Source organism: Pantoea sp. X-Soil-YNGN-775 (assembly GCF_059730575.1).
On record NZ_AP035945.1, the window covers coordinates 3,523,944 to 3,549,915 of the forward strand.

The following is a 25,972-nucleotide window of genomic DNA, read 5'->3' on the forward strand; positions in this document are numbered from 1 at the left end:
GCCACTTATCTTACCCGCGCCACGTCAGGCTGATACACCCTGGACCGCTAACGGCGATCCATCCGGCGTCTGCGCCGTGCCGATCGCCACTTTTTCATCGCCGACAAAATTAGCCAGTTCGTTGACCCGGTCAGGCGGGATCGGCTTACCCAGCAGATAGCCCTGCAGGGTGTTACAGCCGAGGCTGGTGAGAAAGGCCTGCTGCTCAGGCGTTTCCACCCCTTCCGCCACCACTTTCAGCTGCAGCGACTGCGCCAGCGCCACAATCGCCGAAACGATGGTGGCATCTTCGCTGTGATGCTGCAGCTCATTGACGAACGCCCGATCGATCTTCAGCTCGCTGGCCGGTAAACGTTTCAGGTAAAGCAGGCTGGAATAGCCGGTGCCAAAGTCATCAATCGAGGCTTTCACGCCAAGCTTGGTCAGCTCGGTCAGGATACGCACGCTTTCATCAGGATCGCGCATAGCGGTGGTTTCGGTCACCTCCAGCGTCAGCAGCTCTGGCGGGATCTCATGCTGCGCCAGCGCCCGGGTGACGGTCTCCACCAGGTTGCTCTGTTCAAACTGCAGCGCCGAGAGATTCACCGCCACCGACCAGTGCGGGTGGCCCTGCAGGTGCCACTGTCGCAGCTGGCGGCAGGCTTCGTTGATCACCCAGTTGCCGATGCCGACGATCATCCCGGTTTTCTCCGCCATCGGTAAAAACTGGTCCGGCGTCAGCAAACCGCGTTGCGGATGCTGCCAGCGCAGCAGCGCTTCAAAACCGAGGATTGGCCCGCGCGGCGCACAATATTTAGGCTGATAGAACAGGCGCAGCTCGTGGTTATCCAGCGCCTGCCAGAGATCGTTATTGAGCTGTAGCTGGCTCTGTGCCAGCAGGTTCATCGACGGCTGGAAGAAGGTGTAGCCGTTACGTCCGTTGTTTTTGGTGTGATACATCGCTGCATCGGCGTTGAACATCAGTTCACGTTCATCCTCGCCGTCGCCCGGATAGACCGCAATCCCGATACTGAGCGACACCACCAGTTCATAACGCGAGATATCAAATGGACGATCGACCGCTTTAACCAGCTTATCGGCGACCGCAGCCGCATCGTTGGGATCGTCAATCTCAATCAGCAGCACAAACTCATCGCCGCCCAGTCGCGCCAGTGTGTAGTAGCCGTTCATTTGCTGGCTCATCCGCTCGGTGACGCCTATCAGCAGATTGTCGCCAATATGGTGGCCAAAGGCGTCGTTGACCGCCTTAAAACCATCCAGATCCATAAACATCAGCGCAAACTGCGTCTGCTCCCGATTCGCCTTGTTGATCGCCTGCTCCAGCCGATCCTCCAGCAGGATGCGGTTCGGCAGGCGGGTCAGGTTATCGTGCAGCGCCAGCTGGGCCAGTTCGCGGTTCGCCTCCGCCAGCGAACTGGCCAGAATCGAGGTGCGCGCCTGCATGCGGGCATCCAGCATCGACACCAGCAGCGTAATGCCGAGGATTGAGATGGTAACTACCGTGACCAGAATCGCCAGCCAGTTACTGTTGACGCCGTGGGTGGTCGGGTGGCTGTGCAGCGGAAACTCTGCCGCCATCATGCCGGTGTAGTGCATGCCGGCAATCGCCGCGCCCATTACCACCGAGGCGCCGATACGCAACAGCGTCACCCGGCCGGTCTGGCCTTCGCGCAGGTTAAAGGCCAGCCACAGCGCCGCGCCGGAAGCCGCCAGCGCGATGACCACCGACACGGCGATCCAGTGCCAGTTCCAGACAATACCCGGTGAGAACATCAACGCCGCCATGCCGGTATAGTGCATGGCAACCACGCCGCTGCCGAGGATCAGCGCACCACCCATTAACCGCGGTAACGGCAAATCACCGTTGCACACCAGCCACAGCGCAAAAATAGAGGCGCAAACCGCAATGCCAGCCGAAAAAGCCGTGAGCCCGGCATTGTAGCTCATCACCATTTCCATATTCATCGACAGCATGCCGATGAAATGCATCGCCCAGATGCCGATGCCCATGGCAAAACCGCCGCCGAACAGCCACACCAGCGCTACTTTGCCGGTTGAATGCACCACCCGTCCCGCCATGTCTAATGCGGTAAACGAAGCCAGCATCGCAACAAGAATCGAAACGATGACGATAAAAGAGTCGTATGAGGTCACTAACATAGTGCATTCCCGAGAAAAGCCGTGCCAGCAGCTGGGTAGTAGGAGTAAGAATCAGGGATTGTGGTGTTGTATACATTATCGGCAGCACCTGCGGGTTAATTAACCCGTCACGATACATGTTTCCGATTTGTTCAGGCGTTAAAACCTATCGTCATGCGCCGCTCAGCCGGGGCACCGGCGTCGGCAGGCTGAATTCGCCGACCCGATCGGCCGGGGTCGGCTTGCCCAGCAGGTACCCCTGCAGGGCGTCAAATCCGAGGCCGGTCAGTAAGCGCTGCTGCTCTTCCGTCTCGACCCCCTCCGCCACCATCCGCAGATTCAGGCTTTGAGCCAGCGTCAGCATCGCGGTCACCACCGTAGCATCTTCGCTGTCGGGTCGCAGACAGTTGATAAAGCTGCGGTCAATTTTCAGCTCACTGGCATCCAGATGTTTCAGATGCAGCAGGTTAGCGTAGCCGATACCAAAGTTATCGATCGCCACACTGACGCCAGCCTGCTGTAATTCACCAATACGCTGCTGACTGAAGAGCGGATCGCGCATGGCGATGGCCTCGGTAATCTCCAGCATCAGCGCGCCCGCCGGGAGTTGATGGTGCGCCAGCGCCTGGCTGATGGTCGTCAGCAGATCGCGTTGATGAAACTGCAGGGCTGACAGATTTACCGAGACGGTCCAGTCGCTGTGCCCCTGATTATGCCAGATCTTCAGCTGACGACAGGCTTCATTAATCACCCAGTTACCGAGCGCAACAATCTGGCCGGTCTTTTCCGCCCGCGGCAAAAACAGGTCTGGCATCAGCAAGCCGCGCAGCGGATGCTGCCAGCGCAGCAGCGCCTCGAAGCCCATCAGCAGGCTGCCGCTGGAGCGAAATTTAGGTTGATAGAACAGCCGCATCTCCTGGCGTTCAATCGCTTTCCACAGATCGTTCGCCAGCTCAAGCTGATGCTGGGTCGCGGCGCTCATCGCCGGTTCAAACAGGCACCAGCCGTTGCGTCCGTTATGTTTGGTGTGGTACATCGCCGAGTCAGCATTCAACAGCAGCTCCTGCCTGTTGCGGCCGTGCCGCGGGAAGATAGCGATACCGGCGCTGAGCGACACGTGCAGCGAGTAGCGGTCAAGCTCAAAAGTGACATCAATCACCCGCACCAGCTGTTGCGCCAGCTGGGTAGCGGCGCTGACATCGTAACCTTCCGCCATCAGCACAAACTCATCGCCGCCGAGGCGTACCAGCAGTATCGCCTCGCTGAGCTGATTGCGCAGCCGTTCCGCCACCGCAATCAGTAACCGATCGCCGACGTGATGTCCCCAGCTATCGTTGACCGCCTTGAAGCCGTCGAGATCCATGTAGATCACCGCAAAGTGGCTGTCATTCAGCGTGGCCTGCTTAATCGCCAGATCCAGCTGTTGCTCCAGCATCACCCGATTGGGCAGCGCAGTCAGGGTGTCATGCATCGCCAGCTGGCGCAGCTCCTGATTAGCCCGGTTAAGCCTGGCGGTCAGCCGCGCGGCGCGTAGCTGTGCATCCAGCATCGAACTCAGCAGGGTGACGCCCAAAATGGTGAGCGTAATCAGGGTGACCCACACCGCCAGCCCCTGATTGCTGACCCCGTGATGCTGCATGGCGCTGAGGTGACTGAACTGCGCCGCGGCCATGCCAACATAGTGCATCCCGGCGATGGCAACCCCCATCACCAGCGACGCCAGCCCGCGCATGATCAGCAGGTTGTATTCTCCCTGCCGCAGATGAAACGCCAGCCACAGCGCGACGCCGGACGCGACAAACGCAATCAGCATCGACAGCGCCACCAGCGGCCGGTTCCACCCGGGCTGCGGCGAAATCAGCAACGCATGCATGCCAAGATAGTGCATTACCACCATGCCCGCGCCGAGGATCAGGCTGCCGCGCAGCAGTCGACGCCGGGTCAGCTCGGCTCCGCTGACCGTCTGACTAAACGCCAGCATCGAGGCGATAATCGCCACCAGCAGCGAGATAATGGTCAGCCGGACGTCGTAACGCAGCGTCATCGGCATCATCATCGCCAGCATGCCGATGAAGTGCATCGCCCAGACGCCAATGCCCATCGCGGTTCCGCTCACCAGCAGCCAGAGCCGGGCGCACCAGCCATGGGACGCCGCCACCCGCCCCGCCGTGTCCAGCGCAGTGAAAGCAGCAATAAACGCGACGATCAGCGAAGCGCAGACCAGAACGCCATCCCAGGAGACCTGTAGCATGTGTAACTCCTCACCACCCGCTGGTAAACGGGCACTGTGTAAAGCCTGAAAAAACATTCTGAAAACACCCGTGGGTGAAAGTTATTTAGCGCCAGGGTTGATGTTGTCTTGACGTCCTGGCAACGCGCGACCTGCTCAGGGCAGCCGGTTATCACTGGCCGCTGCTGAACAGTAAAACGTTATTTTGTCTGATTGGTGCAAGAACATATCACCGAAGCAGAAAGGACGATAGAGGGCAGGAAAATTATGATTTTCGTTTTCCTTTCTCGCTGTCACGCCTTGCTGTTACTGGGTTATCGGCGCTGAAGGCAATTTGATTAATGAAAAATAACTGCGCGTAATTAGCGTGACGCTTTAACTGTTCTATAGTAAATAAAACTGATATAAATCATTTAGCTTAAGTCAGCGATATTTCTCAGGACGCTGGCATTACTTACATCATTGTGATTATTTTCTTTATTTTGGGTTGAACCGTTAAATTAACACCGGGTGAAAAAGCACTGACTCTGGATAATCGGTAAGGAATGATTATGAAACTCAAGCTTTTTCTTTTGGCCGCTGCGGGCATCTCCACAGCACTTCCGTCATTAACGCTGGCGGCGACCACCTCGGGAACCATCAATGCGACCCTGACGCTGACCACCGGTTGTCTGGTTAACGGTCAGTCAGCCACCGCCGGGGTTAATTTCGGTACCTTAAACTTCGGTAGCAGCGCGGCAACCTTTGATACCCTGAACGCCACGCTGGTCGGCGCGGCGGGTAACGGCATCTTCGTCCGTTGCACCACCGGTCAGGACTATAACGTGGTGGTTACCAGCAGTAATACTGCGCCCGCCACCGTCTATGGTACGGCCTCCACTTCACCGCGCTATCTGGTTCTGGGTTCTGATAACGCCCAGGGAATCGCCTATACGCTGTATAGCGATGCCTCCTTTACCACGGCGATTGCCAATAACACGCCAATTGCCGCCAGCGGCACCACCGATCCGACCTTAGGCACAAACTATGCCATTTACGGTCGGGTCATCGGCGGTGGTTTCAATCCGCTGATCCCGGCGGGCACCTACACCGATACTATTAACGTCGCCGTGAACTATTAACTGCATTCGCGGGTGAATGTGGGTGGCTGTCACGCGGTCCTGCCTGACGATTGTACGCGGTCTGTCCCTGCTGATATGGAGCGTTAGCGCCTGGAGTCTGCCGACCAGCACATTCCAGGTAACCGCTTCGATTGTCGCAGGCTGCGTGATATCCGGTACCAATACCGGCGTTTTTGGCACGCTCAATTTTGGCTCCCAGTCGGGGGTGGCAACCAGCGTTGTCAGCGCCAGCTATGTGCAAAGCACCACCCTCAACCTCGCCTGCACGCCAGGCACCACGCTGAGCATGAGCATTAATCAGGGCAATAACTACACCACGACGCGCAACCTGAAACTGCCGAACTTCAGCAATACCGTTCCTTATACGCTTTATAGCAACGCCAGCCGCACCACGGTGATTCCGGTGAATCAGGCGGTGCCGCTGAGCTACAGCAATGCCAATAACATTACGCTGCCGATTTATGGCCAGCTACAACTGCCGGGTAACGCGCGCGCCGGCGTCTATAGCGACACTCTGACCGTCACCCTGAGCTGGTGAGGCGATATCAACAACAAGGAAACCACCATGAAGTCACTGCGCGCCCTGCTATTACTGATCGGCACCAGCTTGCTGCCGCCGGCCTTTGCCGCCAACTCGGTGATGATCTGGCCGATCGATCCGGCCATCAACCCGGCGGAGAAGGCCAGCGAGTTGTGGCTGGAGAATCGCGGCAACACCACCACCATGATGCAGGTTCGGGTCTTCAGCTGGCAGCAGGTCAATGGCCAGGAGCAATACCAGACGCAGCAGCAGGTGGTCGCCAGTCCACCGATGGTGCGGATGGAGCCCGGCCAGAAGCAGCTGGTCCGGCTGATCAAGCAGACCCCGCCGGCTGCCGGTCAGGAGCTGGCCTATCGGGTGGTGCTGGATGAGATCCCGACGCCGCGCCAGCCGGGCGAAAATCAGGCCGGCCTGACCTTCCAGATGCGCTATTCGGTGCCGCTGTTTGTCTATGGCGATGGACTGAACACCGACAGTGCGCACCCCGACCTCAGCTGGCAGACGCTCAGCGAAGGCGGCAAACGCTGGTTACAGCTGACCAACCGCGGCAACGGGCATGCCCGTCTCAGTAACGTCAGCATCGGCGGCCGCAAGCTGGGCGAAGGCTTATACGGTTACGTGCTGGCTAACAGCACCTATCGCTGGCCGCTGAACGCGGCGGTCAACGGTGAACTGGTGGCGGAGGTGAACAAGAACCCGTGGCGCAGCGCTGCCCTAAAGTAAGCGCCGGATGAAACCTTTTCCCCTCCATCGCTGTACGCTGGCGGTTGCCAGCGTTCTCTACTGTCTGACGTCGGGTAGCACGCTGGCGGAAACTTACTCATCCCTGCCGCCGCCGCCCAGCCTGCAAAATCAGGGTAACGGCCAGCAATATATGCTGGAGCTGGTGGTTAACCAGCAGGCGCGCGGTGACATCGTGACGGTTGAGCAGCGTGACGGCCATTTCTGGCTGCGCAGTGGCGACCTGCAACGCGCCGGTCTGCCGCTGGATAAGCTGGGCCAGCAGCCACAAATCGACGTCAGCGCGCTGCCGCAGGTCAAAGTGGAGTATGACGATGCGCGGCAACGCCTGCTGCTCACCGTGCCGCCCGGCTGGCTGCCGGGTCAGGTGATTGGCGAGGCGCAAAACGGGCCGCGCTACCCCGGCCGCACCAGCAGTGGCGCGCTGATCAATTACGATCTCTATGCCAGCCGGACCGACAACACCGGCACCCGCCTTTCCGCCTGGAACGAGCTGCGGCTGTTTGGCGCGGCCGGACAGTTCTCCAGTAATGGCGTCTGGCAGCAGCAGCTGGAGGGCAGCAACAGCTATCAGGATGACGGCTATATCCGCTACGACAGCTGGTGGAGCAATGAAAACGAAAATGCGGCGATCAGCTGGCAGGTCGGCGACCTGGTGACCGACTCACTGGCCTGGAGTAACAGCGTGCGGCTGGGCGGCGTCCGGATTGGCCGTGACTTTAGCGTCCGTCCCGATCTGGTGACCTATCCGCTGCCCGCCTTTTCCGGTCAGGCCGCCGTGCCCTCGACCGTCGATCTGTTTATTAACGGCTATCGTTCCAGCCAGGCCAATGTGCAGCCTGGGCCGTGGTCACTGACCAACGTGCCGTTCGTCAATGGCGCGGGCGATGCGGTGATCACCACCACCGATGCAGTTGGCCGGCGCATTACCACCACCCTGCCGTTTTATGTTTCCAGCAGCCTGCTGAAGTCGGGTCTGTCCGACTACGCCTTTTCAGCCGGGGCGATCCGCCAGAACTACGGGATAAAGAATTTCGATTATGGCGCGGCGGCGGCCAGCGGGTCTTATCGTTATGGCATGACCGACTGGCTGACGCTGGAGAGCCACGCGGAAGGAAGCGACAGCCTGGCAATGGGCGGCGTCGGCGGCCTGCTGCGCGTCGGCAGCTGGGGCGTGGTGAATGGTGCAGTGGCGCAAAGCCAGCTCGACGGCCAGACTGGCACGCAGTACAGCTGGGGATATCAGTACAACAACCGCTGGTTTAACCTCGGCACCCAGCACACCCAGCGCAGCCGTGACTTCGGCAATCTGGCGCTGGTCGGCAGCCGCGCTGGCACCGACGCCGGCAGCAGCTATGCACTGTCGCGCCGCAGCGCTCAGTACAGCGCCAGCGTGTCGCTCAACCGCTTCGGCAGCGTCGGCGCGGCCTATATCGACATCACCGGTGGCCGCGGCGATCGCACCCGGTTATGGAACCTCTCGTGGAGTAAAAATTTGTGGGGTAACAGCAGCCTCTATGTTTCAGCCAGCCGCGATCAGCAGGAAAAAAGCTGGACCGGGGCTATTTCGCTGGTGATCCCGTTCGGCGAACAGGGCAGTGCCGCCATCAGCACCGAACGCGACCAGCTGGGGCGCGATAATCAGCGGCTCTATGTCTCACGCGCAATGCCCAGTGACGGCGGCATCGCTTGGGACGCTTCGTGGGCCAATCAGAGCGGCGACAGCGGGGATTATCGTCAGGGCAGCCTGCGCTATCGCAACAATCAGATCGATACCTCGGCGGGCTTTTATGGCGATGATGACAACACCACCCAGTGGGCTGACCTCTCCGGCGCGCTGGTGTTGATGGACAACAGTCTGTTTATCGCCAATGAGATTAACGACGCCTTTGTGCTGGTCAAAACCAACTATCCCGACGTCACGGTCCGTTACGAGAACCAGTCGATGGGCCGCACCAATCAGCAGGGCTATCTGCTGGTGCCGTCGATCAGCAGCTACTATCCGGCCAAATATGATATCGATACCCTCGACCTGCCCGCCGATATGACCACCCCGCGGGTAGAGCAGCGTTTTGCCGTGAAACGTCAGAGCGGTTATCTGCTCAACTTCCCGGTGGAAAAACTGCGCTCCGCCAGCGTGATCCTGCACGATGCGCAGGGCCAGCCGTTGCCGGTGTCGAGCCTGGTGCAGCGCCCCAATCACCCCACCGAATATGTCGGCTGGGATGGCATTGTCTGGATGGAAAATCTGACCGCCAGCAATCCGATCCAGGTCGTGACGCCGGATGGCCGCCACTGTGATACCGAACTGCAAATTGCCGGCGGTCAGCCGCAGGCGCTGAGAACCTATGGGCCATTGACCTGCGCGCTGCCGGCAGCGGCGGCTGGCAGCGCCGCCCATCCTGCTGATGCTTTTACTACCGGAAACTCACCATGATAAATCGTCTGTTATTCGCCGGCCTGTTGTTGCTGCTGCCGTCATTCGGCTACGCCGCCTGCGCCCTGCCCGCCTCCACGGCCAGCTTCGGCTCCGTCACCACCTTTGTCGCCAACAGCACCGTCAGCGCTGTCACTACCAACGCCAACGTCAACTGTGGCGCCGGTGCGGCGCTGTCGCTGCTGGGCAATAACCAGATCACCTTTCAGCTGACCGGTGCCACCAACAGTAACGGCACCCGCGGCATCCTGAAGCGCAGCGGCGATACCGGCAGCGACAATGTGCCGGTCCGGCTCTGTACCGACAGCGCCTGCGCTACTGAACTGACGGTCGGTGGCACCCCGTTTGTCTATGGTTCGCAAACCCTGATCAACCTGGCTGGCCTGCTCGGCAGCCTGAACTTCGCGATTCCAGTCTATCTGCGCACCGTGCCCGGTCAGGTGGTCGCGGCGGGCACCTATCAGGTGACGCTGAATATGGCGGTCACCTACCGCATCTGTACCAGTATCGCGATCGGTAATCTCTGTTTAAGCGAACAGACCGGCAGCGGGGTGATTCCGATTACCGTCACGGCGATCCTGACTAATGACTGCACCACCATTACCGCGCCGAATATCAGCTTTGGCAGTGCGCCGCTGGTCGGCAGCTTCTCCAGCGTGTCACAGACCATCAACGTACTGTGCAGCAAAGGCAGCACCTATACCGTCGGCCTGAGCAACGGCAGCTATCCGGTCGGCAGCGTCAGGAACATGGCGAGTGGCGCAAATCGACTGAGCTATGAGATCTACAAAAGCACTACCAGCAACCGCTGGGGGCCGGGCGGGACTGAGCGCTGGAGCAGCACCACCTCGTCGGCGGTTTCGGCAGATGGACTGACGCGCGGCTTTAACTACACCGCGCGGGTCCTGACCAGCCAGAACACGCCGCCAGCCGGAAACTACAGCGACAGCGTGGTGGTGGATTTGTCATTTTAGAGCGAGGCGCTGACCGGTGCACCGCTGTGGCGCGCCTGATACTGCTTCACCATCCGGCCAATCAGCAGCGTGCCGATTAAGCCACAGACGGCGGCGAAGGTCAGCCAGACACCCGGCATCGCTTTGTCGCCGGTGGCGTGGATCAGGTAGCTGGAAATCGCCGGGGTAAAGCCGCCAAACAGCGCAGTCGCCAGGCTGTAAGCCATAGAGAAACCGGCGGCGCGCACCTCGGCGGGCATGATTTCCGCCAGATACACCACCATCGCCCCGTTATAGCTGGCGTAGAGAAACGACAGCCACAGTTCAGCTTCCAGCAGGTGAGCAAAGCTGGCCGATCCCACCAGCCAGTGCAGCACCGGCCAGGTGGTGGCAATCATCAGCAGGGTAAAGACGATCAGCAGCGGGCGACGGCCGATGCGGTCTGACAGCGATCCCATCAGCGGCAGCCAGATCAGGTTAGAGATGCCGACGCACAGCGTCACCAGAAACGCCTGCTTATCGCTCATCATCAGCACCGTTTTGCCGAAGGTCGGCGTAAACGCGGTGATCATGTAGAACATCACGGTGGTGGTGACCACCATCAGCATCCCCGCCAGCACCAGCGCCCAGTTACTGGCCACCGAACGCATAATCTCGGTCATCCGCGGATGGTGTTTACGCTGGCTGAACGCTTCGGTCTCTTCCAGCATCCGGCGGATATAGAACAGGAACGGCACGATCAGGCAGCCGACCACAAACGGAATGCGCCAGCCCCACTCGGTGACCGCCTCTTTCGCCAGCAGATGATTCAGCGCCAGGCCGAGCAACGCGGCAAAAATGACCGCAACCTGCTGACTGCCGGATTGCCAGCTGACAAAGAACCCTTTGCGTCCTTCTGGCGCCACTTCCGCCAGATAGACCGAGACGCCGCCCAGCTCAACGCCTGCCGAGAAGCCCTGCAGTAAGCGGCCGAGCAGGATCAGTATCGGTGCCGCCGCGCCCAGCGTGGCGTAGCCAGGCACCAGCGCAATGGTCAGGGTGCCGATCGCCATCAGACCCAGCGTCAGCAGCAGACCTTTGCGGCGGCCATGATGGTCAATGTAGGCCCCCAGAATGATCGCCCCGAGCGGACGCATCAGGAAGCCGGCACCAAAGGTCATTAGCGTTAACATCAGTGAGGCGAACGGGTCGTCGCCCGGGAAAAAGGTTTTGGCAATGGCGGTGGCGTAATAGCCAAACACCATAAAGTCGTACATTTCGAGAAAGTTACCGCTGGTAACGTTGAAGATGGTTCTGGCCGCGCTTTTGGGCGACTTTTGTAAAGACGGGGTGTGACTCATAACGGCTTCCTGAAGTTTTTTAGCCGTTTTAGCCCGCCTGAGGCGGCATTAATGTGAGCTGGCTCACCATTGCACTTTACAAAACTGTGTTGAGTGGTAACAACCAATTAACAGGACTGTTTCAGCAGCATAACCGATCGGTGCAACAGCCGGTTCGCCTGATTTCGTCTGGTCTGGCTGAGGCAATAAAAAAGGCGGCTGAGTCAGCCGCCTTCTCTCTGTGCCGGTTAAGCCGCTATTTCTTCACGGTTTCCATGCCCATCAGACCAATTTTCAGATAGCCGGCGGTTCGCAGTTGATCCATCACGCTCATCAGCGTTTCGTAATCCACCGACTTGTCCGCCTGGAAGAAAATGGTGGTTTCTTTGTTGCCGCCGGTCTGACCGGACAGCACGCTGACCAGCGATTCCGGCGTCACCTGATCGTTACCGACGTAAAGCTGTTTATCGGCCTTGATCGACAGGTAAACCGGTTTTTCCGGCCGCGGCTGCGGGGCGCTGGTGGAAGCAGGCAGATTAACGCGCACGTCGACAGTCGCCAGCGGTGCCGCCACCATGAAGATGATCAGCAGAACCAACATCACGTCGATAAACGGCGTCACGTTGATCTCATGCATTTCGCCATCTGTTTCCAGGTCGTCGTTTAATCGCATTGCCATAACAGCTTACCCTAAGCGCAGTTTCTGGGTCGCCGCTGGACGCGGAACGTCAGTGGCGACGTTTCCCAGGTCAATATCACGGCTCTGTAACAGCAGCACCTGCGCCGCCACATCACCGAGCGAGGCTTTGTAGTTAGCGATCATGCGGGCAAAGACGTTATAGATCACCACCGCCGGAATCGCTGCCACCAGGCCAATTGCCGTTGCCAGCAGCGCTTCCGCGATACCCGGTGCAACGACAGCGAGATTGGTGGTCTGGGTTTTGGCGATGCCGATGAAGCTGTTCATGATGCCCCACACGGTGCCGAACAGACCGATAAACGGCGCGACCGACCCGATAGTCGCCAGGAAGCCGTTGCCCCGGCCGGCATGGCGGCTAAAGGCGGCAACGCGGCGCTCAAGGCGGAAGCTGGTACGATCTTTAATGCCGTTGGTATCTTCAACGCCAGTGGAGAGCTCAAGTTCGTTCTGCGCGTCGTTCAGCAGCACGCTGCTGTGGCTGTGCGCGGCGAACGCCTGGGCAATGCGGGCGGCGTCATTCAGATTGCGGGCTTCACCCAGCGCCAGTTGCTCACGCTTCAGGCGACGTTTAGCGGCGCTCAGTTCGGCATATTTGCCGAAGAAGATCGCCCAGGTCACCACTGAGGCCAATAACAGGCCAATCATGACCACTTTTACCACGATATCGGCATGTTGATACATGCCCCAAACGGAGAGGTCCGTTTGCATCAAATCACTGGCTACCACGCTGCTTCTCCAACTTCATCTACAGGGATGCAAGACAAGCGCGAATAATAGCAAAATAACGGCGAATTGATAGTCGTTCTCATTAGTATTTACAAAATCTGGCACCCGCTCTGCCCTGCCACGCCGTCAATATCACCCGAGGTTGCAGGTTCGTTTCGAAAATGTGATGTTGCATGAAAATTTATTAAAACAACGTTTCAAAATGTGATCTCATTCATTCAATCAGCATTGCCGCATTTTTCCAGCGGCAGTTTTCACTATGCTGGCTGCACGCGGCCCCTTGCTACACACGCCGGATTCCTGAGCGCCGCCCTTCCTCTGCTGGAGACAACATAATGAGAATGACCCAAACACGCCTGGCATGTGCCCTGGCGGCAATGATGGTGAGCGCCACCGCCTCGGCACAGGTGATTAAAGTGGCAGAAGTGCAGCCTGCTGGCTACCCCACCGTGGTGGCCCTGCAACACATGGGCGACAAACTTAAGCAGGCAACCGATGGACGGCTGGAGATGAAGCTCTATGCTGGCGGTGTGCTGGGCGATGAGGATCAGACCCTGCAGCAGGTGCAGCTGGGCGCAATTGATATGATCCGCGTCTCGCTGGCACCGGTCACCAGCATTGCGCCGGAAACCAGCGTATTGACGCTGCCCTATATTTTCCGCGACGTCGATCATATGCACAAAGTGCTGGATGGTGAAATCGGCAAAGAGATTGCCGATAAATTCGATAAAGATCCCAACGCCCGGATGGTGTTTCTCGGCTGGACCGACGCCGGTGAACGCAACATGATCACCAAAAAACCGCTGGCGAAGCCCGAGGATCTGAAAGGCATGAAGATCCGGGTGCAGAACAGCGCCATCTCCCTGGCGACGCTGAAAGCGATGGGCGCCAACCCGGTGGCGATGGGCGTCAGCGAAGTGTTCAGCGCCATGCAGACCGGCGTGGTTGATGGCACCGAGAATAACCCACCGACCTTCGTCGCCCATAACTATATGCCAGTCGCGAAGTACTACACCCTGAGCGGCCACTTAATTCAGCCAGAGATGATTCTGTTCTCGAAACGCGCCTGGGATCGTCTCAAGCCTGAGGATCAGGCGCTGCTGAAGAAACTCGGTAAAGAGGCGCAGGATGAAGAGCGTCAGCTGTGGGCAACCTATACCGAACAGTCGATCGCGAAAATGAAAGCGGGCGGCGTCACCTTCCAGCAAACTGACCGCGACTATTTCGTCAAGGCCACCCAGCCGGTGCGCGATCAGTTTGGCGGTAAATACCAGGATCTGATGACCCGGATCGCTGACGTGAAATAACCCTTCCCGCGCCACACTGCCGTGTGGCGTGCTTAATCAGGTATCAATTATGGCTGCTTATACGCGTCTGATGGATGGGCTCTATCTGCTGTGCATGCTGGTTGCCGCCGTGGCGCTGATGATTATGGTGACGGTGATCCCGATCGGAATTTTTGCCCGCTACGTAATGAACGGCGCGCTCTCCTGGCCGGAACCGGTCGCCATTATCTGCATGATCATTTTTACCTTTATCGGCGCGCCGGTCGGCTTACGCGCCGGCACCCATATCTGTGTCTCAATGATGACCGATCGGCTGTCACCTGCCCTGCAGCGTCTGCTGCTGCGGGTCTGCGATCTGCTGATGATTATCACCTGCCTGGTAATCTTTCAGGCCAGCTACAGCCTGTGTGAAGCGATGTGGGTGCAGTCGCTGGCTTCGCTACCCGCCGTTACCTATGGCGAGATGTATCTGCCGATCCCGATTGGCGCGCTCTTTACCCTGCTGTTTGTTGTTGAGCGATTGCTGACCGGCGATCAGAGCCAGCGGCCGATTGTCACACTGGGCGGCACCCACTAATCCGGAGCAGAAAATGGACGCATTGATTTTATTAGGCAGTTTGCTGGTGTTGCTGCTGGTGGGTTTTCCGGTGGCGTTTGCGGTCGGCCTGAGCGCGTTTATCGGCGCCTGGTGGATCGATCTGCCACTGGAAGCGGTGGTGATTCAGATTACCAACGGCATTAACAAATTTTCGCTGTTAACCATTCCGTTCTTCATTCTCGCCGGGGCGATCATGGCCGAAGGCGGTATCGCCCGACGGCTGGTTAACTTTGCCTATATTTTTGTCGGCTTTATTCGCGGCGGCCTGTCGCTGGTGAATATTGTCGCCTCGACCTTTTTCGGCGCGATTTCCGGCTCATCGGTGGCCGATACCGCCTCGATCGGTTCGGTAATGATTCCGCAGATGGAAGAGAAAGGCTATCCGCGCGACTTCGCCGCCGCCGTTACCGCCAGCGGTTCGGTGCAGGCGGTATTAACCCCGCCAAGTCATAACTCAGTAATCTACTCGCTGGCCACCGGCGGGCTGGTCACCATCTCGTCGCTGTTTGTCGCCGGAATCTTACCTGGCCTGATGCTGGGTGGCTGTCTGATGATAATGTGCCTCGGTTTTGCCCGTAAACGCGGCTACCCGAAAGGCGAGCGGATCCCGTTTCGTCAGGCGCTGAAGATCTTCTTTGATGCGTTCTGGGGCCTGTTCACTGTGGTGATCATTATGGGCGGGATTCTGTCCGGTATTTTCACCGCCTCGGAGTCGGCGGCGATCGCCTGTATCTGGGCCTTCTTCGTGACGATGTTTATCTATCGTGACTTTAAATGGAACCAGCTGCATATTCTGCTGTTCCGCACCATTAAAACCGTCACCATCGTGATGGTGCTGATCGCCTTCGCCGCCGGGTTTGGCGCGGTGATGACCTTTATGCAGCTGCCGACCCTGATCACCGAAGCGTTTACCAGCCTGTCGGACAACAAGTATGTGATTCTGATGTGCATCAACATCCTGTTGCTGGTGGTCGGTACGCTGATGGATATGGCGCCGCTGATTCTGATCCTCACACCGGTGCTGCTGCCGGTCGCGACGACACTGGGCATCGATCCGGTTCACTTCGGCATGATCATGCTGACCAACCTCGGGATCGGCCTGATTACCCCGCCGGTTGGTACGGTACTGTTTGTCGCCAGTGCGGTCAGCAAGCAGAAGATCGAACAGGTGGTCAGCGCGATGCTGCCGTTTTACGGCATGCTGTTTATTGTGCTGATGCTGATTACCTATATTCCGGCCATCTCCCTCTGGTTACCGCGCCTGATGGGCGTGATGTAGCGTCAACCAAATCGGGTCCGTCAGCGGGCCCGATTTTTATCCTGCGACGCACTCTGATAATCGCCATTGAGTCTCAACCCTGCTGGCCGTTTCGTGATAACGTGAAGGCTTAGGCAGAAGCGGCAAAGGCGACTCATGACCACCAAAAAAATTGATACCACACTCGTCAGTGCAGGACGCAGCAAGCGTTATACTCAGGGCTCGGTAAACAGCGTGATTCAGCGTGCCTCCTCGCTGGTTTTTGACACGGTGGCGGACAAAAAACGCGCCACCGCCGGTCGGGCAAAAGGCGAACTGTTTTATGGCCGCCGCGGCACCCTGACCCACTTTGCGCTGCAGGATGCCATGACCGAACTGGAAGGCGGCGCGGGCTGTGTGCTTTACCCGTGCGGCGCGGCTGCGGTCGCTAACGCGATTCTGGCATTTGTCAGCGCCGGCGATCACCTATTGATGAGCGGCGCGGTCTATGAGCCGACGCAGGACTTCTGTCATAAAATTCTGCAAAAGATGCAGGTGTCGATCGGCTGGTTCGATCACTGCATTGGCAGCGAAATTGGTGCGCTGGTTCAGCCTAACACCCGAGTGGTATTTCTCGAGTCACCCGCCTCGATTACCATGGAAGTGCAGGATATTCCGGCCATCGTCGCGGCGGTTCGTGCCAAAGCGCCTGAGGCGATCATCATGATCGATAACACCTGGGCCGCCGGGATTCTGTTTAATGCTCTGGCGCATGGCATTGATATTTCAATTCAGGCCGGCACCAAATATCTGATTGGGCACAGCGACGCGATGATCGGCACCGCCGTGGCCAATGCGCGCTGCATCGATCAGCTGCGTGAAAACTCCTATCTGATGGGCCAGATGGTCGATGCAGATAGCGCCTACATGGCGAGCCGCGGCTTACGCACGCTCGGCACCCGACTGCGTCAGCACGAAGAGAGCGCGCTTCAGGTGGCGGAGTGGCTGGCGGCGCGTCCTGAAGTCGAACGGGTTAACCATCCGGCGCTGGCGCAAAGTAAGGGCCACGCCTTCTGGCAGCGCGACTTCAACGGCAGCAGCGGGCTGTTCTCCTTTATCCTGAAACAGCAACTTAGCCCAGCGCAACTGGCGGAATATCTCGATCACTTCCATCATTTCAGCATGGCCTACTCGTGGGGCGGCTATGAATCGCTGATCCTGGCGAATCAGCCGGAGGAGCTGGCGGCGATTCGGCCGGTCGGTGGGGTTGATTTCACAGGCACGCTGGTACGACTGCATATTGGCCTGGAGCACGTTGAGGATCTGATCGCTGACCTTGAGGCGGGCTTTGCGCGCCTGACGCGCTGAGTAAACTAAACAGAACCTAAACGCAGTGGCCGCCGCCAGCCGAGATTGCCAGGCGGCGGCCCGATTATTGTTAAAATTTGTCCCGGACCGTTCAGGCGGCAGGCCGAAAATGAAGCGCTGAGTCAGCAGCTTCTGCATTTTCCGACGCGGCAGCCTGACAGGCGGGTTCTCCTTGTGACGTGATGGAATAGCTAATGGGTGTTTTACACGAGATTGTCCACGCGCTCTGGCATCAGGATTTTGCCGCGCTGGCGAATCCGGACGTAGTATGGGTGGTGTACGGCGTAATGTTCCTGACGCTGTTTCTGGAAAACGGACTGTTGCCGGCCTCTTTTCTGCCGGGCGACAGCCTGCTGCTGCTGGCGGGAGCGATGGTCGCCAAGGGCGTAATGGATTTCATTCCGACGATGGTGATCCTCACCACTGCCGCCAGCCTCGGCTGCTGGCTGAGTTATCTGCAGGGGCGCTGGCTGGGCAATACCCGACTGGTCAAAAGCTGGCTGATGCACCTGCCGGCGCAATACCATCAGCGCGCCTGGAATATGTTTAACCGCCACGGTCTGATGGCGCTGCTGGTGGGGCGTTTTCTCGCCTTCATCCGCACTATTCTGCCGACCATGGCTGGCATTGCGGGCTTACAGAATGGCCGCTTCCAGCTGTTTAACTGGCTGAGCGGCGTCTTATGGGTCGGCATCGTGGTAGCGTTTGGCTACGGCATCAGCCAGGTGCCGTTCATCAAGCGTCATGAAGATCAGGTGATGGCGATTCTGATGGTGCTGCCGATGGTGTTACTGTTTCTCGGCCTGTTCGGCAGCATTCTGGTGATCTGGAAGAAACGTCGGCAGAAACAGGCCTGACGCTCCCCCAATCTGGTGAGGACCCACCGCCTGTCAGGCGGAAGGGTCCGCCACCGTCTGACGTACCCGACTCACTTCCTCGCCCGGCGTGACGCCAAAATAGCGCTTAAACTCGCGCGAAAACTGCGACGGGCTTTCATAGCCAACCCGCACCGCCGCCGCACTGGCTTTCAGTCCATCATGCAGCATCAGCAGCCGCGCCTGATGCAGGCGATAGCGTTTGAGATACTGCAGCGGGGAAGTCTGGGTCACCGCCTTAAAGTTGTGGTGAAAAGCTGAAACGCTCATGTTCACCTCCGCCGCCAGCGCGTCGACGCTGAGATTATCGGCGAAGTGATTTTCAATGCGCCTTAGCGCCCGGGCAATCTGACTGAACTGGGTCTGGCGACTCACCAGCGACAGCAGCGCGCCGCCAATCGGACCGGTCAGTACGTAATAGATAATTTCACGCACAATATGCGGTCCCAGTACCCGGGCATCGCGCGGCTGCGTCATCACATCCAGCAGCCGTTCCGCCGCACACAGCATCGGTTCGGTCAGCCACGCCGAGTGGATGCCGGAAGTCAGCGGCTGTGGCTGAAACTGTTCATCGTCACCAATCTCAACCAGCAGATCCTGCAGGCTGGCGGTATCGACATTCAGGCACAAACCGGCGATCGGCACCTCCGGCGAAGCCCAGGTTTCGCACTCAACCGGCAGCGGCACCGTGAGCATCAGGTACTTGCTGGCGTCATACTGGAATACCGTGCTGCCGAGATAGCCGGTTTTACTGCCCTGAAACAGGATCACAATGCCGGGCTGATACATCATCGGCGTGCGCGGACGATACTGATTGGCATAAATCAGTGAAACATTACTGACCGGACAGAGGCGATCGCGGCCGTGGGTCATTAAGGTCACAACCTGCTGCGCCAGGCGGTGACACAGAGCATCATGCGCCATTGGGACTCCTTATCAGGACAAAAACTTAGTGTGCCGCGACACTGCCTGAACCGCCAGCAGATTGCAGAATCAGGCAAGAAGTTTGCCGGATCGGGCATGCCCCTGCCGTCGTGCCTGCTCAGCACGCCAGGCAGGGTGTAAATTGTTGGCTAGACTTAAGCACAGTGAAATCTCACTGGTTAACTGCAACGGAAAGGAGCAACTATGGCAGACCAACCGATTATCAAGCTGCACGATGGCAACATGATGCCGCAACTGGGACTGGGCGTATGGCAGGCCAGTATCGACGAAGCGCGTCAGGCGGTGCTGAAAGCCTTACAGGTCGGCTATCGCTCGATTGATACCGCTGCCGCCTACAAGAATGAGGAAGCGATTGGTCAGGCACTGCAGGAAACCGAGGTGCCGCGCGACGAGATTTTTGTTACCACCAAGCTGTGGAATGACGATCAGCAGAACGTTCAGCAGGCGATGGAAACCAGCCTGCAGAAACTGCAGCTGGAGCAGGTTGACCTCTATCTGATGCACTGGCCATGTCCGGAAAAAGATCACTACGTTGATGCCTGGAAGAAGATGATTGAGCTGCAGCAGCAGGGGCTGACCAAAAGTATCGGCGTCTGTAACTTCCATGAATCCCACCTTAAACGCCTGCTGGATGAGACCGGCGTGACGCCGGTAGTCAACCAGATTGAGCTGCACCCGATGTTACAGCAGCGCACCCTGCACGCCTGGAATGCGATGCACCAGATTCAGACCGAATCCTGGAGCCCGCTGGCGCAGGGCGGTAAAGGCGTGTTTGATCAGGAAGTGATTAAATCGCTGGCTAAGAAATATGGCAAAACCCCGGCGCAGATTGTCATCCGCTGGCATCTGGATAGCGGGCTGGTGGTGATTCCGAAATCGGTGACGCCGGCGCGTATCGAAGAAAACTTCAAGGTTTTCGACTTCCGTCTGGATAAGCATGAAGTCAGCGATATCACTAAGCTGGATAGCGGCAACCGTCTGGGACCGAATCCGGAAACCTTTAACGGCTAAGGTTTGTGGCGCGGCGTGACGCGGGTCATTGCTGTTGCCACACTGAAAAAAAGGGCAACGTAATGTTGCCCTTTTCGTTACGCCGCACGGTTTACTGGGTCGGCTGCACCACCAGTTGACCGGCGGTGCCGCGGTCGGCCAGTTCCAGCGTCTGGCTGTAATAGACAAACGGGAAATGGTCTGACGAACTCTGCGGGAAGCTGACCATCAGTTCCACATCACCGTCGACCCACACCGTATCTTTCCAGCCGCGATCTTCACCCATCGGCTGCGCGCCGTTGACGCTCTTAATCAGGAACATTACGCCCTGAATATGCAGCGCCTGGGGCCGATCGGCATGCACAATCCAGCGCTCAAAGGTGCCCTGCTGCGCGGTGGTATCAATACGGTTCATATCCCAGATCGCCCCGTTGATGCCCGGCATGCTGTCACCGATGCGGAATTCACGCGTGCGCACCGCCACCCCATCCAGAATCTGATCGGCCAGCAGCCGCATCGGCAGATTATCGGTGACCAGCGGCAGCAGGCCGGTCGGCCGTAAGGTCAGGATCAGGGTTGAGGTCAGGATGGAAGACGGCTCAAAGAAGCCGCGCAGCCGATCCATAATCCCCGCCGCGGTGCCGGCGGTAATCGACACTTCATCGCCCTGCGACATATCGATCAACACTTCGCGGCGTTCGCCCGGAGCCAGCGACAGACGCTGCACCGCAACCGGCGCAGGCAGATAGCCCTGATCGCTGGCTATCACCATAAACGGCCGGTTATCGCTCAACATCATCTCATAACGTCGCGCATTCGAGGCGTTCAGCAGACGCAGACGCACCCAGCCCCGCGAGACCTCAACAAACGGGTTACGCACCCCATTGACCAGCAGCGTGTCGCCAAGGAAGCCGCCATCCTGCGGTGGATCGTAAACCGGCGTAGCGAAGTTATCGAGCCGCTTGTCCTGAATGATGATCGGGAAGTCGTCGACGCCATAATGTTTTGGCAGCGGCAACTGCTTGCTGACCTCATCTTCAATCAGCCACATACCCGCCAGCCCGTTATAAATATGCGGCGCCATGCGGTTTGGCGTGTTGGCGTGGTACCAGCAGGTCGAGGCCGCCTGACGAATCGGCAGGACCGGCGCCCAGTCGACCCCGGCGGACATCATCCGCGGTGCGCCGCCCATTAGCGCGCCCGGTAACTGCAGGCCGCTAACGGTCATTGAAACCGGCTCATTGAGGCGATTGCTGTAGATCAGCTTCACATCGTCGCCGCTGTAAACACGCACCGTCGGGCCGAGATAGAGGCCATTAATGCCCCACACCGGCACTTTGTTGTTGTCGCCATTGAATGACCAGTGGCTGCGCTGCATGGTTAAAAACAGCGGCTGGCCGCGACGGGATTCCAGCAACGGTGGAATCGGAAGTGGCGTATCACCATTGGCTGAGGACGCGGCACGGGCCGCATGAGGCATAACACCGGCGCTAAGCGCCACTCCAGCAGAAAGCTGGATGAACTGACGTCTGCTGAAAGACATAAAACTTCTGACCTTTTACGCGTGGCGCTCAGCGCCAACCCTGTTTTTATTGCTGTTATGTGCTGTGCTGCGTTCACGGCGAGCGGTTAATCACCGCGTCGCCGTGCGGCATCCCTGCAGGATAGTTCGGCGAAGCGATCGCCGGTCAGATTTTACCGTTTTTTTCGCGTTCTTCGACTTCGGCGTTGAGCTCTTCCAGCTTCGCCGCCATCAATTCACGGCAATGGGTTGCCAGCTTACGCACTGAGGAAGACTCGAACTGTTTAACGTCAACCGGCGGCAGCATCTCAACGATCACCAGCCCATTTTTCCAGCGGTTCAGTTTGATCTTATCGTGGGTATTGGACACCACAATCGGGATGATCGGAACACCCGCTGCAACTGCGGCGTGGAACGCACCGGTTTTAAACGGCAGTAAACCGCGTCCGCGACTGCGGGTGCCTTCCGGGAACATCCAGAACGAGATGCGCTTACGGTTAAACTGATCGACCAGCTGGCCGATAGTACCGTGTGCTTTCGCCCGGTTATCCCGGTCAATCAGCAGGTTGCCGGTCAGCCAGTAGAGCAGACCGAAAAACGGCACCCACAACAGACTCTTTTTGCCGACCGTCACCGTGGTTGGCTGCACGATTTTGGCGGCGGTCACCATGTCGTAGTTGTTCTGATGGTTAGCGATGTAGATCGCATTACCATAATTGTCGGCCCCTTCCGGTCGACGCAGTTCTACTTTAAGGCCAAATACCGTCGACAATTTACCGAACAGACGGCCAAAAGTAGCGACGTGGCGCGGATTGCGCGGTGAAAAAAGACACCAGATACAGCCAAACACAGAAACGAGTATCGAATAAATTACCACGATAATGGTACGCAGTATCAGTAACATAGTTCCCTCATTAAGCCACGGCTGACACAGCGTCAGCCGGGTAGTTTACGCGTCGCTGTCCGGGCTGCCCGGACGCGCAGGGGCATCCAGTTCAACACGATCAATTTTTTGCAGGCCGCGCGGCAGCAGCGTGCCGCGGCGTCCACGGTCGGCGCGGAATTTTTGCAGTTCTTCACTGCGCAGCAGCATCTTACGCTTGCCGACGTGCAGGGTAATGGCGCTGCCCGGTGGCAGAATCATCAGCCACGCCAGTTTATCCTGACCGGCGGCAGCTTCAGCGGCAGGGATCGAGATAATCTTGTTGCCCTTGCCCTTCGACATTTGCGGCAGTTCACCCACCGGGAACATCAGCATCCGTCCCGCCTGGGTGATCGCCAGCAGCATGTCATCTTCATGATGCACCGCCATCGGCGTCATCACCCGGGCGTTTTCCGGCAGCGTCAGCAGCGCTTTACCGGCGCGGTTACGCGAGACCAGATCGGCAAAGGTGCAGATAAAGCCATAGCCTGCATCAGAGGCCATCAGTAAGCGCTGCTCATCCGGCTCCATCAGCACCTGCTCAACCACCGCACCCGGCGGCGGCGTCAGCTTACCGGTCAACGGCTCGCCCTGCCCGCGTGCCGACGGCAGCGAGGTCGGATCCAGCGTGTAGCTGCGTCCGGTGGAGTCGATAAAGGCCACCGGCTGGTTGCTCTTACCGCGTGCGGCGGCCAGGTAACTGTCGCCCGCTTTGTAGCTCAGCCCGGCAGGATCGATATCATGCCCTTTGGCGCTGCGCACCCAGCCCATCTGCGACAGCACAATGGTCACCGGCTCAGACGGGATCAGCTCGGTTTCGCTCAGCGCCTTCGCTTCTTCACGTTCGCGCAGCGGAGAACGACGCTCGTCGCCATAGCTGGCGCTGTCGGCCTGTAACTCTTTCTTCAGCAGGGTGTTCATCTTGCGTTCAGAAGCCAGCGTCGCCTGCAGCTGATCGCGTTCTTTCTCCAGCTCGGCCTGCTCAGCGCGGATCTTCACCTCTTCCAGCTTCGCCAGGTGGCGTAACTTCAGTTCGAGGATCGATTCAGCCTGGGTTTCGCTCAGCTCAAAGCGTGACATCAGCACCGGCTTCGGCTCATCTTCGGTACGGATGATGTGGATCACTTCATCGATATTGAGGAAGGCCACCAGCAAACCGTCGAGGATATGCAGACGACGCAGCACGCGGTCGAGCCGGTGATTAAGGCGACGTTTTACCGTATCACGGCGGAACACCAGCCATTCCGACAGGATTTCGTGCAGGTTTTTAACCGCCGGACGGTTGTCCAGGCCAATCATGTTGAGGTTTACCCGGTAGCTCTTTTCCAGGTCGGTGGTGGCGAACAGATGGTTCATCACCTGATCAAGATCGACCCGGTTAGAGCGTGGCACAATCACCAGACGGGTCGGATTCTCATGATCCGATTCGTCACGCAGGTCCTCGACCATCGGCAGCTTTTTATTGCGCATCTGGCTGGCGATCTGTTCCAGTACCCGCGCGCCTGACACCTGATGCGGCAGCGCGGTGATCACCACCTCGCCCTCTTCCTTCTTCCACACCGCACGCTGGCGAATAGATCCGCGCCCGTTCTGATAGATTTTGCGGATCTCGTCACGCGGCGTAATGATCTCCGCCTCGGTCGGATAATCCGGGCCCTGCACGATATCCAGCAGCGCATCCAGCGTGGTTTTGGGATGGTCGATCAGGGTGATCGCCGCCTGCGCCACTTCACGCAGGTTATGCGGTGGAATATCGGTCGCCATACCGACCGCGATACCGGTGGTGCCGTTCAGCAGAATGTTCGGCAACCGCGCCGGCAGCATCTTCGGCTCCTGCAGGGTGCCATCAAAATTCGGCTGGTAATCGACCGTGCCCTGACCCAGCTCACCCAGCAGCAGTTCCGCATATTTTGACAGGCGGGATTCGGTGTAACGCATCGCGGCGAAGGATTTAGGATCGTCCGGTGCGCCCCAGTTACCCTGTCCATCCACCAGCGGATAGCGATAAGAGAACGGCTGCGCCATTAATACCATCGCTTCATAGCAGGCGCTGTCGCCGTGCGGATGGTATTTACCCAGCACGTCACCCACGGTTCGCGCCGATTTTTTAAATTTGGCGCTGGCGGTGAGGCCCAGCTCGGACATCGCGTAGATAATGCGTCGCTGTACCGGCTTTAGCCCGTCACCAATGTAGGGCAACGCGCGGTCCATGATGACGTACATCGAATAGTTTAAGTACGCATTCTCAGTAAATGTGTGCAGGGCAAGACGCTCTGCACCATCCTGCGTCAGTTCACTCATTAATTTCTCATCCTCACATCGTGGCCCACAACGGCGGGACACCCGGCGGTGGTTTGGCGAGGATAGTACCTTATTCGCCGGTGTTAGTCACAGGGGAAGCGCGCGGTGACAGGCGCTCAGCTGGCGGGGGTTACGCCGTCAGCTGAGCGGGGATCAGACAGAATGCATTACGGCTGTGCACCTATCCACTGTCGGGCGATCTCGCGGTACTCACCGGTGGCGGTGCTGAGGTGCAGCCACTGATCAACATAGAGTTTCCAGCTGAGGTCATCGCGCGGGATCATGTAAGCTTTTTCACCATATTGCAGCGGCCGATCGGCATTGATCGCACACAGCGTCGGGAAGCGCTGCTGCTGATAGCGCGCCTCAGAGGCATCGGTGATCATCACATCAGCGTGGTTGTCGACCAGCTGCTGGAAGATGGTGACGTTATCGTGGAACAGGGTCAGCGTGGCCTGCGGCAGATGGCTGTGAACAAAGGCTTCATTGGTGCCGCCCGCCGGCTCCACCAGACGGACCTCCGGGCGATTGAGCTGCTCCAGCGTCTGATAGCGATCCTTATCGGCGCAGCGCACCAGCGGGATTTTGCCGTCCACGCCGAGCGGCTGAGCGAACCAGGCGGTCTGCTGCCGCTTCAGGGTAACGGACACGCCACCCAGCGCGATATCACACTGCTTCGCCAGAAAATCGGGCATCAGGGTTTTCCAGCTGGTGGCTACCCATTCTACTTTCGCGCCCAGCGAGGCGGCCAGCGCCTTCGCCATGCTGATATCCAGCCCTTCATACTGGCCGTCGGGACGCAGAAAGCTGTAAGGCTTGTAGTCGCCGGTGGTACAGACTTTCAGCACTTTACTGCTGAGGACACTGTCCAGACGTGACTGGGCCTGAGCGGCACCGCTGGCCAGCAGCAGAGCAAGGATGACAATTTTTTTCATTATTTTGTTTTCTCAGGCAGGTTGGTTTGCGTACTGAATGGTGCCATAAATCGGCGTATTGTTGCCGCTACAGCAAAAGTGTTGTG

General features: G+C 58.4%; 21 protein-coding genes. 11 read left to right on the forward strand and 10 right to left on the reverse strand.

What is annotated here, in order from left to right; translation table 11 throughout:
- Positions 1–24: 24 nt before the first annotated feature.
- On the reverse strand, positions 25–2,160 hold the full coding sequence (locus AC6I8I_RS16385) for a putative bifunctional diguanylate cyclase/phosphodiesterase (protein ID WP_312053071.1): 2,136 nt from the start codon (positions 2,158–2,160) through the stop codon (positions 25–27).
- Between the two features lie 151 nt (positions 2,161–2,311).
- Positions 2,312–4,390: a putative bifunctional diguanylate cyclase/phosphodiesterase gene (locus tag AC6I8I_RS16390; protein ID WP_312053072.1), complete on the reverse strand. Its 2,079-nt coding sequence runs from the start codon at positions 4,388–4,390 to the stop codon at positions 2,312–2,314.
- A 530-nt stretch (positions 4,391–4,920) separates the two neighbouring features.
- Between AC6I8I_RS16390 and AC6I8I_RS16395 the strand changes: the two genes are divergently transcribed.
- The 5 genes from AC6I8I_RS16395 to AC6I8I_RS16415 are packed head-to-tail and all read left to right on the forward strand — an operon-like array spanning position 4,921 to position 10,183.
- Complete coding sequence (locus tag AC6I8I_RS16395; RefSeq protein WP_312053073.1) at positions 4,921–5,490, forward strand: spore coat protein U domain-containing protein; 570 nt, start codon at positions 4,921–4,923, stop codon at positions 5,488–5,490.
- A gap of 16 nt (positions 5,491–5,506) precedes the next feature.
- Entirely contained in the window at positions 5,507–6,028 is a 522-nt protein-coding gene (locus AC6I8I_RS16400) for a Csu type fimbrial protein (protein ID WP_312758564.1), read from the forward strand.
- Positions 6,029–6,055: 27 nt separating this feature from the next.
- The gene (locus AC6I8I_RS16405) at positions 6,056–6,754 is read left to right on the forward strand and encodes a fimbrial biogenesis chaperone (protein ID WP_312053077.1); all 699 of its coding nucleotides are present in this window, start codon (positions 6,056–6,058) and stop codon (positions 6,752–6,754) included.
- A 7-nt stretch (positions 6,755–6,761) separates the two neighbouring features.
- Positions 6,762–9,209, forward strand: coding sequence for a fimbria/pilus outer membrane usher protein (locus AC6I8I_RS16410; RefSeq protein ID WP_497828081.1), 2,448 nt, complete (start codon positions 6,762–6,764; stop codon positions 9,207–9,209).
- The gene (locus tag AC6I8I_RS16415) at positions 9,206–10,183 is read left to right on the forward strand and encodes a Csu type fimbrial protein (RefSeq protein ID WP_497828082.1); all 978 of its coding nucleotides are present in this window, start codon (positions 9,206–9,208) and stop codon (positions 10,181–10,183) included. The genes AC6I8I_RS16410 and AC6I8I_RS16415 overlap by 4 nt, the downstream gene beginning before the upstream one ends.
- Here AC6I8I_RS16415 and AC6I8I_RS16420 read toward each other — a convergent pair.
- From AC6I8I_RS16420 to exbB, 3 genes are all read right to left on the reverse strand, one after another.
- Positions 10,180–11,502: an MFS transporter gene (locus AC6I8I_RS16420; protein ID WP_497820497.1), complete on the reverse strand. Its 1,323-nt coding sequence runs from the start codon at positions 11,500–11,502 to the stop codon at positions 10,180–10,182. The genes AC6I8I_RS16415 and AC6I8I_RS16420 overlap by 4 nt on opposite strands.
- A gap of 235 nt (positions 11,503–11,737) precedes the next feature.
- Positions 11,738–12,160 carry a TonB system transport protein ExbD gene (gene exbD, locus AC6I8I_RS16425; RefSeq protein WP_312758573.1) on the reverse strand — a complete coding sequence of 141 codons (423 nt, stop codon included), beginning with the start codon at positions 12,158–12,160 and terminating at the stop codon, positions 11,738–11,740.
- Positions 12,161–12,166: 6 nt separating this feature from the next.
- The gene (gene exbB / locus AC6I8I_RS16430; RefSeq protein WP_312053082.1) at positions 12,167–12,889 is read right to left on the reverse strand and encodes a tol-pal system-associated acyl-CoA thioesterase; all 723 of its coding nucleotides are present in this window, start codon (positions 12,887–12,889) and stop codon (positions 12,167–12,169) included.
- A 353-nt stretch (positions 12,890–13,242) separates the two neighbouring features.
- On the opposite strand from exbB, the gene AC6I8I_RS16435 reads away from it, so the two are divergent.
- The 5 genes from AC6I8I_RS16435 (at position 13,243) to AC6I8I_RS16455 (ending at position 18,253) form a co-directional block, all read left to right on the forward strand.
- Positions 13,243–14,214 carry a TRAP transporter substrate-binding protein gene (locus tag AC6I8I_RS16435; protein ID WP_497828083.1) on the forward strand — a complete coding sequence of 324 codons (972 nt, stop codon included), beginning with the start codon at positions 13,243–13,245 and terminating at the stop codon, positions 14,212–14,214.
- Between the two features lie 49 nt (positions 14,215–14,263).
- Complete coding sequence (locus AC6I8I_RS16440) at positions 14,264–14,770, forward strand: TRAP transporter small permease (RefSeq protein ID WP_031376523.1); 507 nt, start codon at positions 14,264–14,266, stop codon at positions 14,768–14,770.
- 13 nt (positions 14,771–14,783) lie between these two features.
- On the forward strand, positions 14,784–16,070 hold the full coding sequence (locus tag AC6I8I_RS16445; RefSeq protein WP_312053086.1) for a TRAP transporter large permease: 1,287 nt from the start codon (positions 14,784–14,786) through the stop codon (positions 16,068–16,070).
- A gap of 135 nt (positions 16,071–16,205) precedes the next feature.
- Positions 16,206–17,396 carry a cystathionine beta-lyase gene (gene metC, locus AC6I8I_RS16450; RefSeq protein WP_312758576.1) on the forward strand — a complete coding sequence of 397 codons (1,191 nt, stop codon included), beginning with the start codon at positions 16,206–16,208 and terminating at the stop codon, positions 17,394–17,396.
- Positions 17,397–17,590: 194 nt separating this feature from the next.
- Positions 17,591–18,253 (forward strand): DedA family protein, encoded by a 663-nt coding sequence (locus AC6I8I_RS16455; protein ID WP_312053090.1) that lies wholly within the window; start codon positions 17,591–17,593, stop codon positions 18,251–18,253.
- 33 nt (positions 18,254–18,286) lie between these two features.
- On the opposite strand, the gene AC6I8I_RS16460 is transcribed toward AC6I8I_RS16455, so the two are convergent.
- Positions 18,287–19,195, reverse strand: a complete 909-nt coding sequence (locus tag AC6I8I_RS16460) for an AraC family transcriptional regulator (RefSeq protein WP_497828084.1) — start codon at positions 19,193–19,195, stop codon at positions 18,287–18,289.
- 204 nt (positions 19,196–19,399) lie between these two features.
- Here AC6I8I_RS16460 and dkgA point away from each other — a divergent pair, with 204 nt between their 5' ends.
- Positions 19,400–20,227 carry a 2,5-didehydrogluconate reductase DkgA gene (dkgA, locus tag AC6I8I_RS16465; protein WP_497828085.1) on the forward strand — a complete coding sequence of 276 codons (828 nt, stop codon included), beginning with the start codon at positions 19,400–19,402 and terminating at the stop codon, positions 20,225–20,227.
- Positions 20,228–20,318: 91 nt separating this feature from the next.
- On the opposite strand, the gene ftsP is transcribed toward dkgA, so the two are convergent.
- The 4 genes from ftsP to AC6I8I_RS16485 all read right to left on the reverse strand — a co-directional run bounded on the left by ftsP (position 20,319) and on the right by AC6I8I_RS16485 (position 25,886).
- Positions 20,319–21,749, reverse strand: a complete 1,431-nt coding sequence (gene ftsP, locus AC6I8I_RS16470) for a cell division protein FtsP (RefSeq protein WP_312053094.1) — start codon at positions 21,747–21,749, stop codon at positions 20,319–20,321.
- 145 nt (positions 21,750–21,894) lie between these two features.
- Positions 21,895–22,632: a 1-acylglycerol-3-phosphate O-acyltransferase gene (locus AC6I8I_RS16475; protein ID WP_312053095.1), complete on the reverse strand. Its 738-nt coding sequence runs from the start codon at positions 22,630–22,632 to the stop codon at positions 21,895–21,897.
- A 45-nt stretch (positions 22,633–22,677) separates the two neighbouring features.
- Positions 22,678–24,951, reverse strand: a complete 2,274-nt coding sequence (gene parC, locus AC6I8I_RS16480; protein WP_312053096.1) for a DNA topoisomerase IV subunit A — start codon at positions 24,949–24,951, stop codon at positions 22,678–22,680.
- Between the two features lie 167 nt (positions 24,952–25,118).
- The gene (locus AC6I8I_RS16485; RefSeq protein ID WP_497828086.1) at positions 25,119–25,886 is read right to left on the reverse strand and encodes a transporter substrate-binding domain-containing protein; all 768 of its coding nucleotides are present in this window, start codon (positions 25,884–25,886) and stop codon (positions 25,119–25,121) included.
- Positions 25,887–25,972 lie beyond the last annotated feature (86 nt).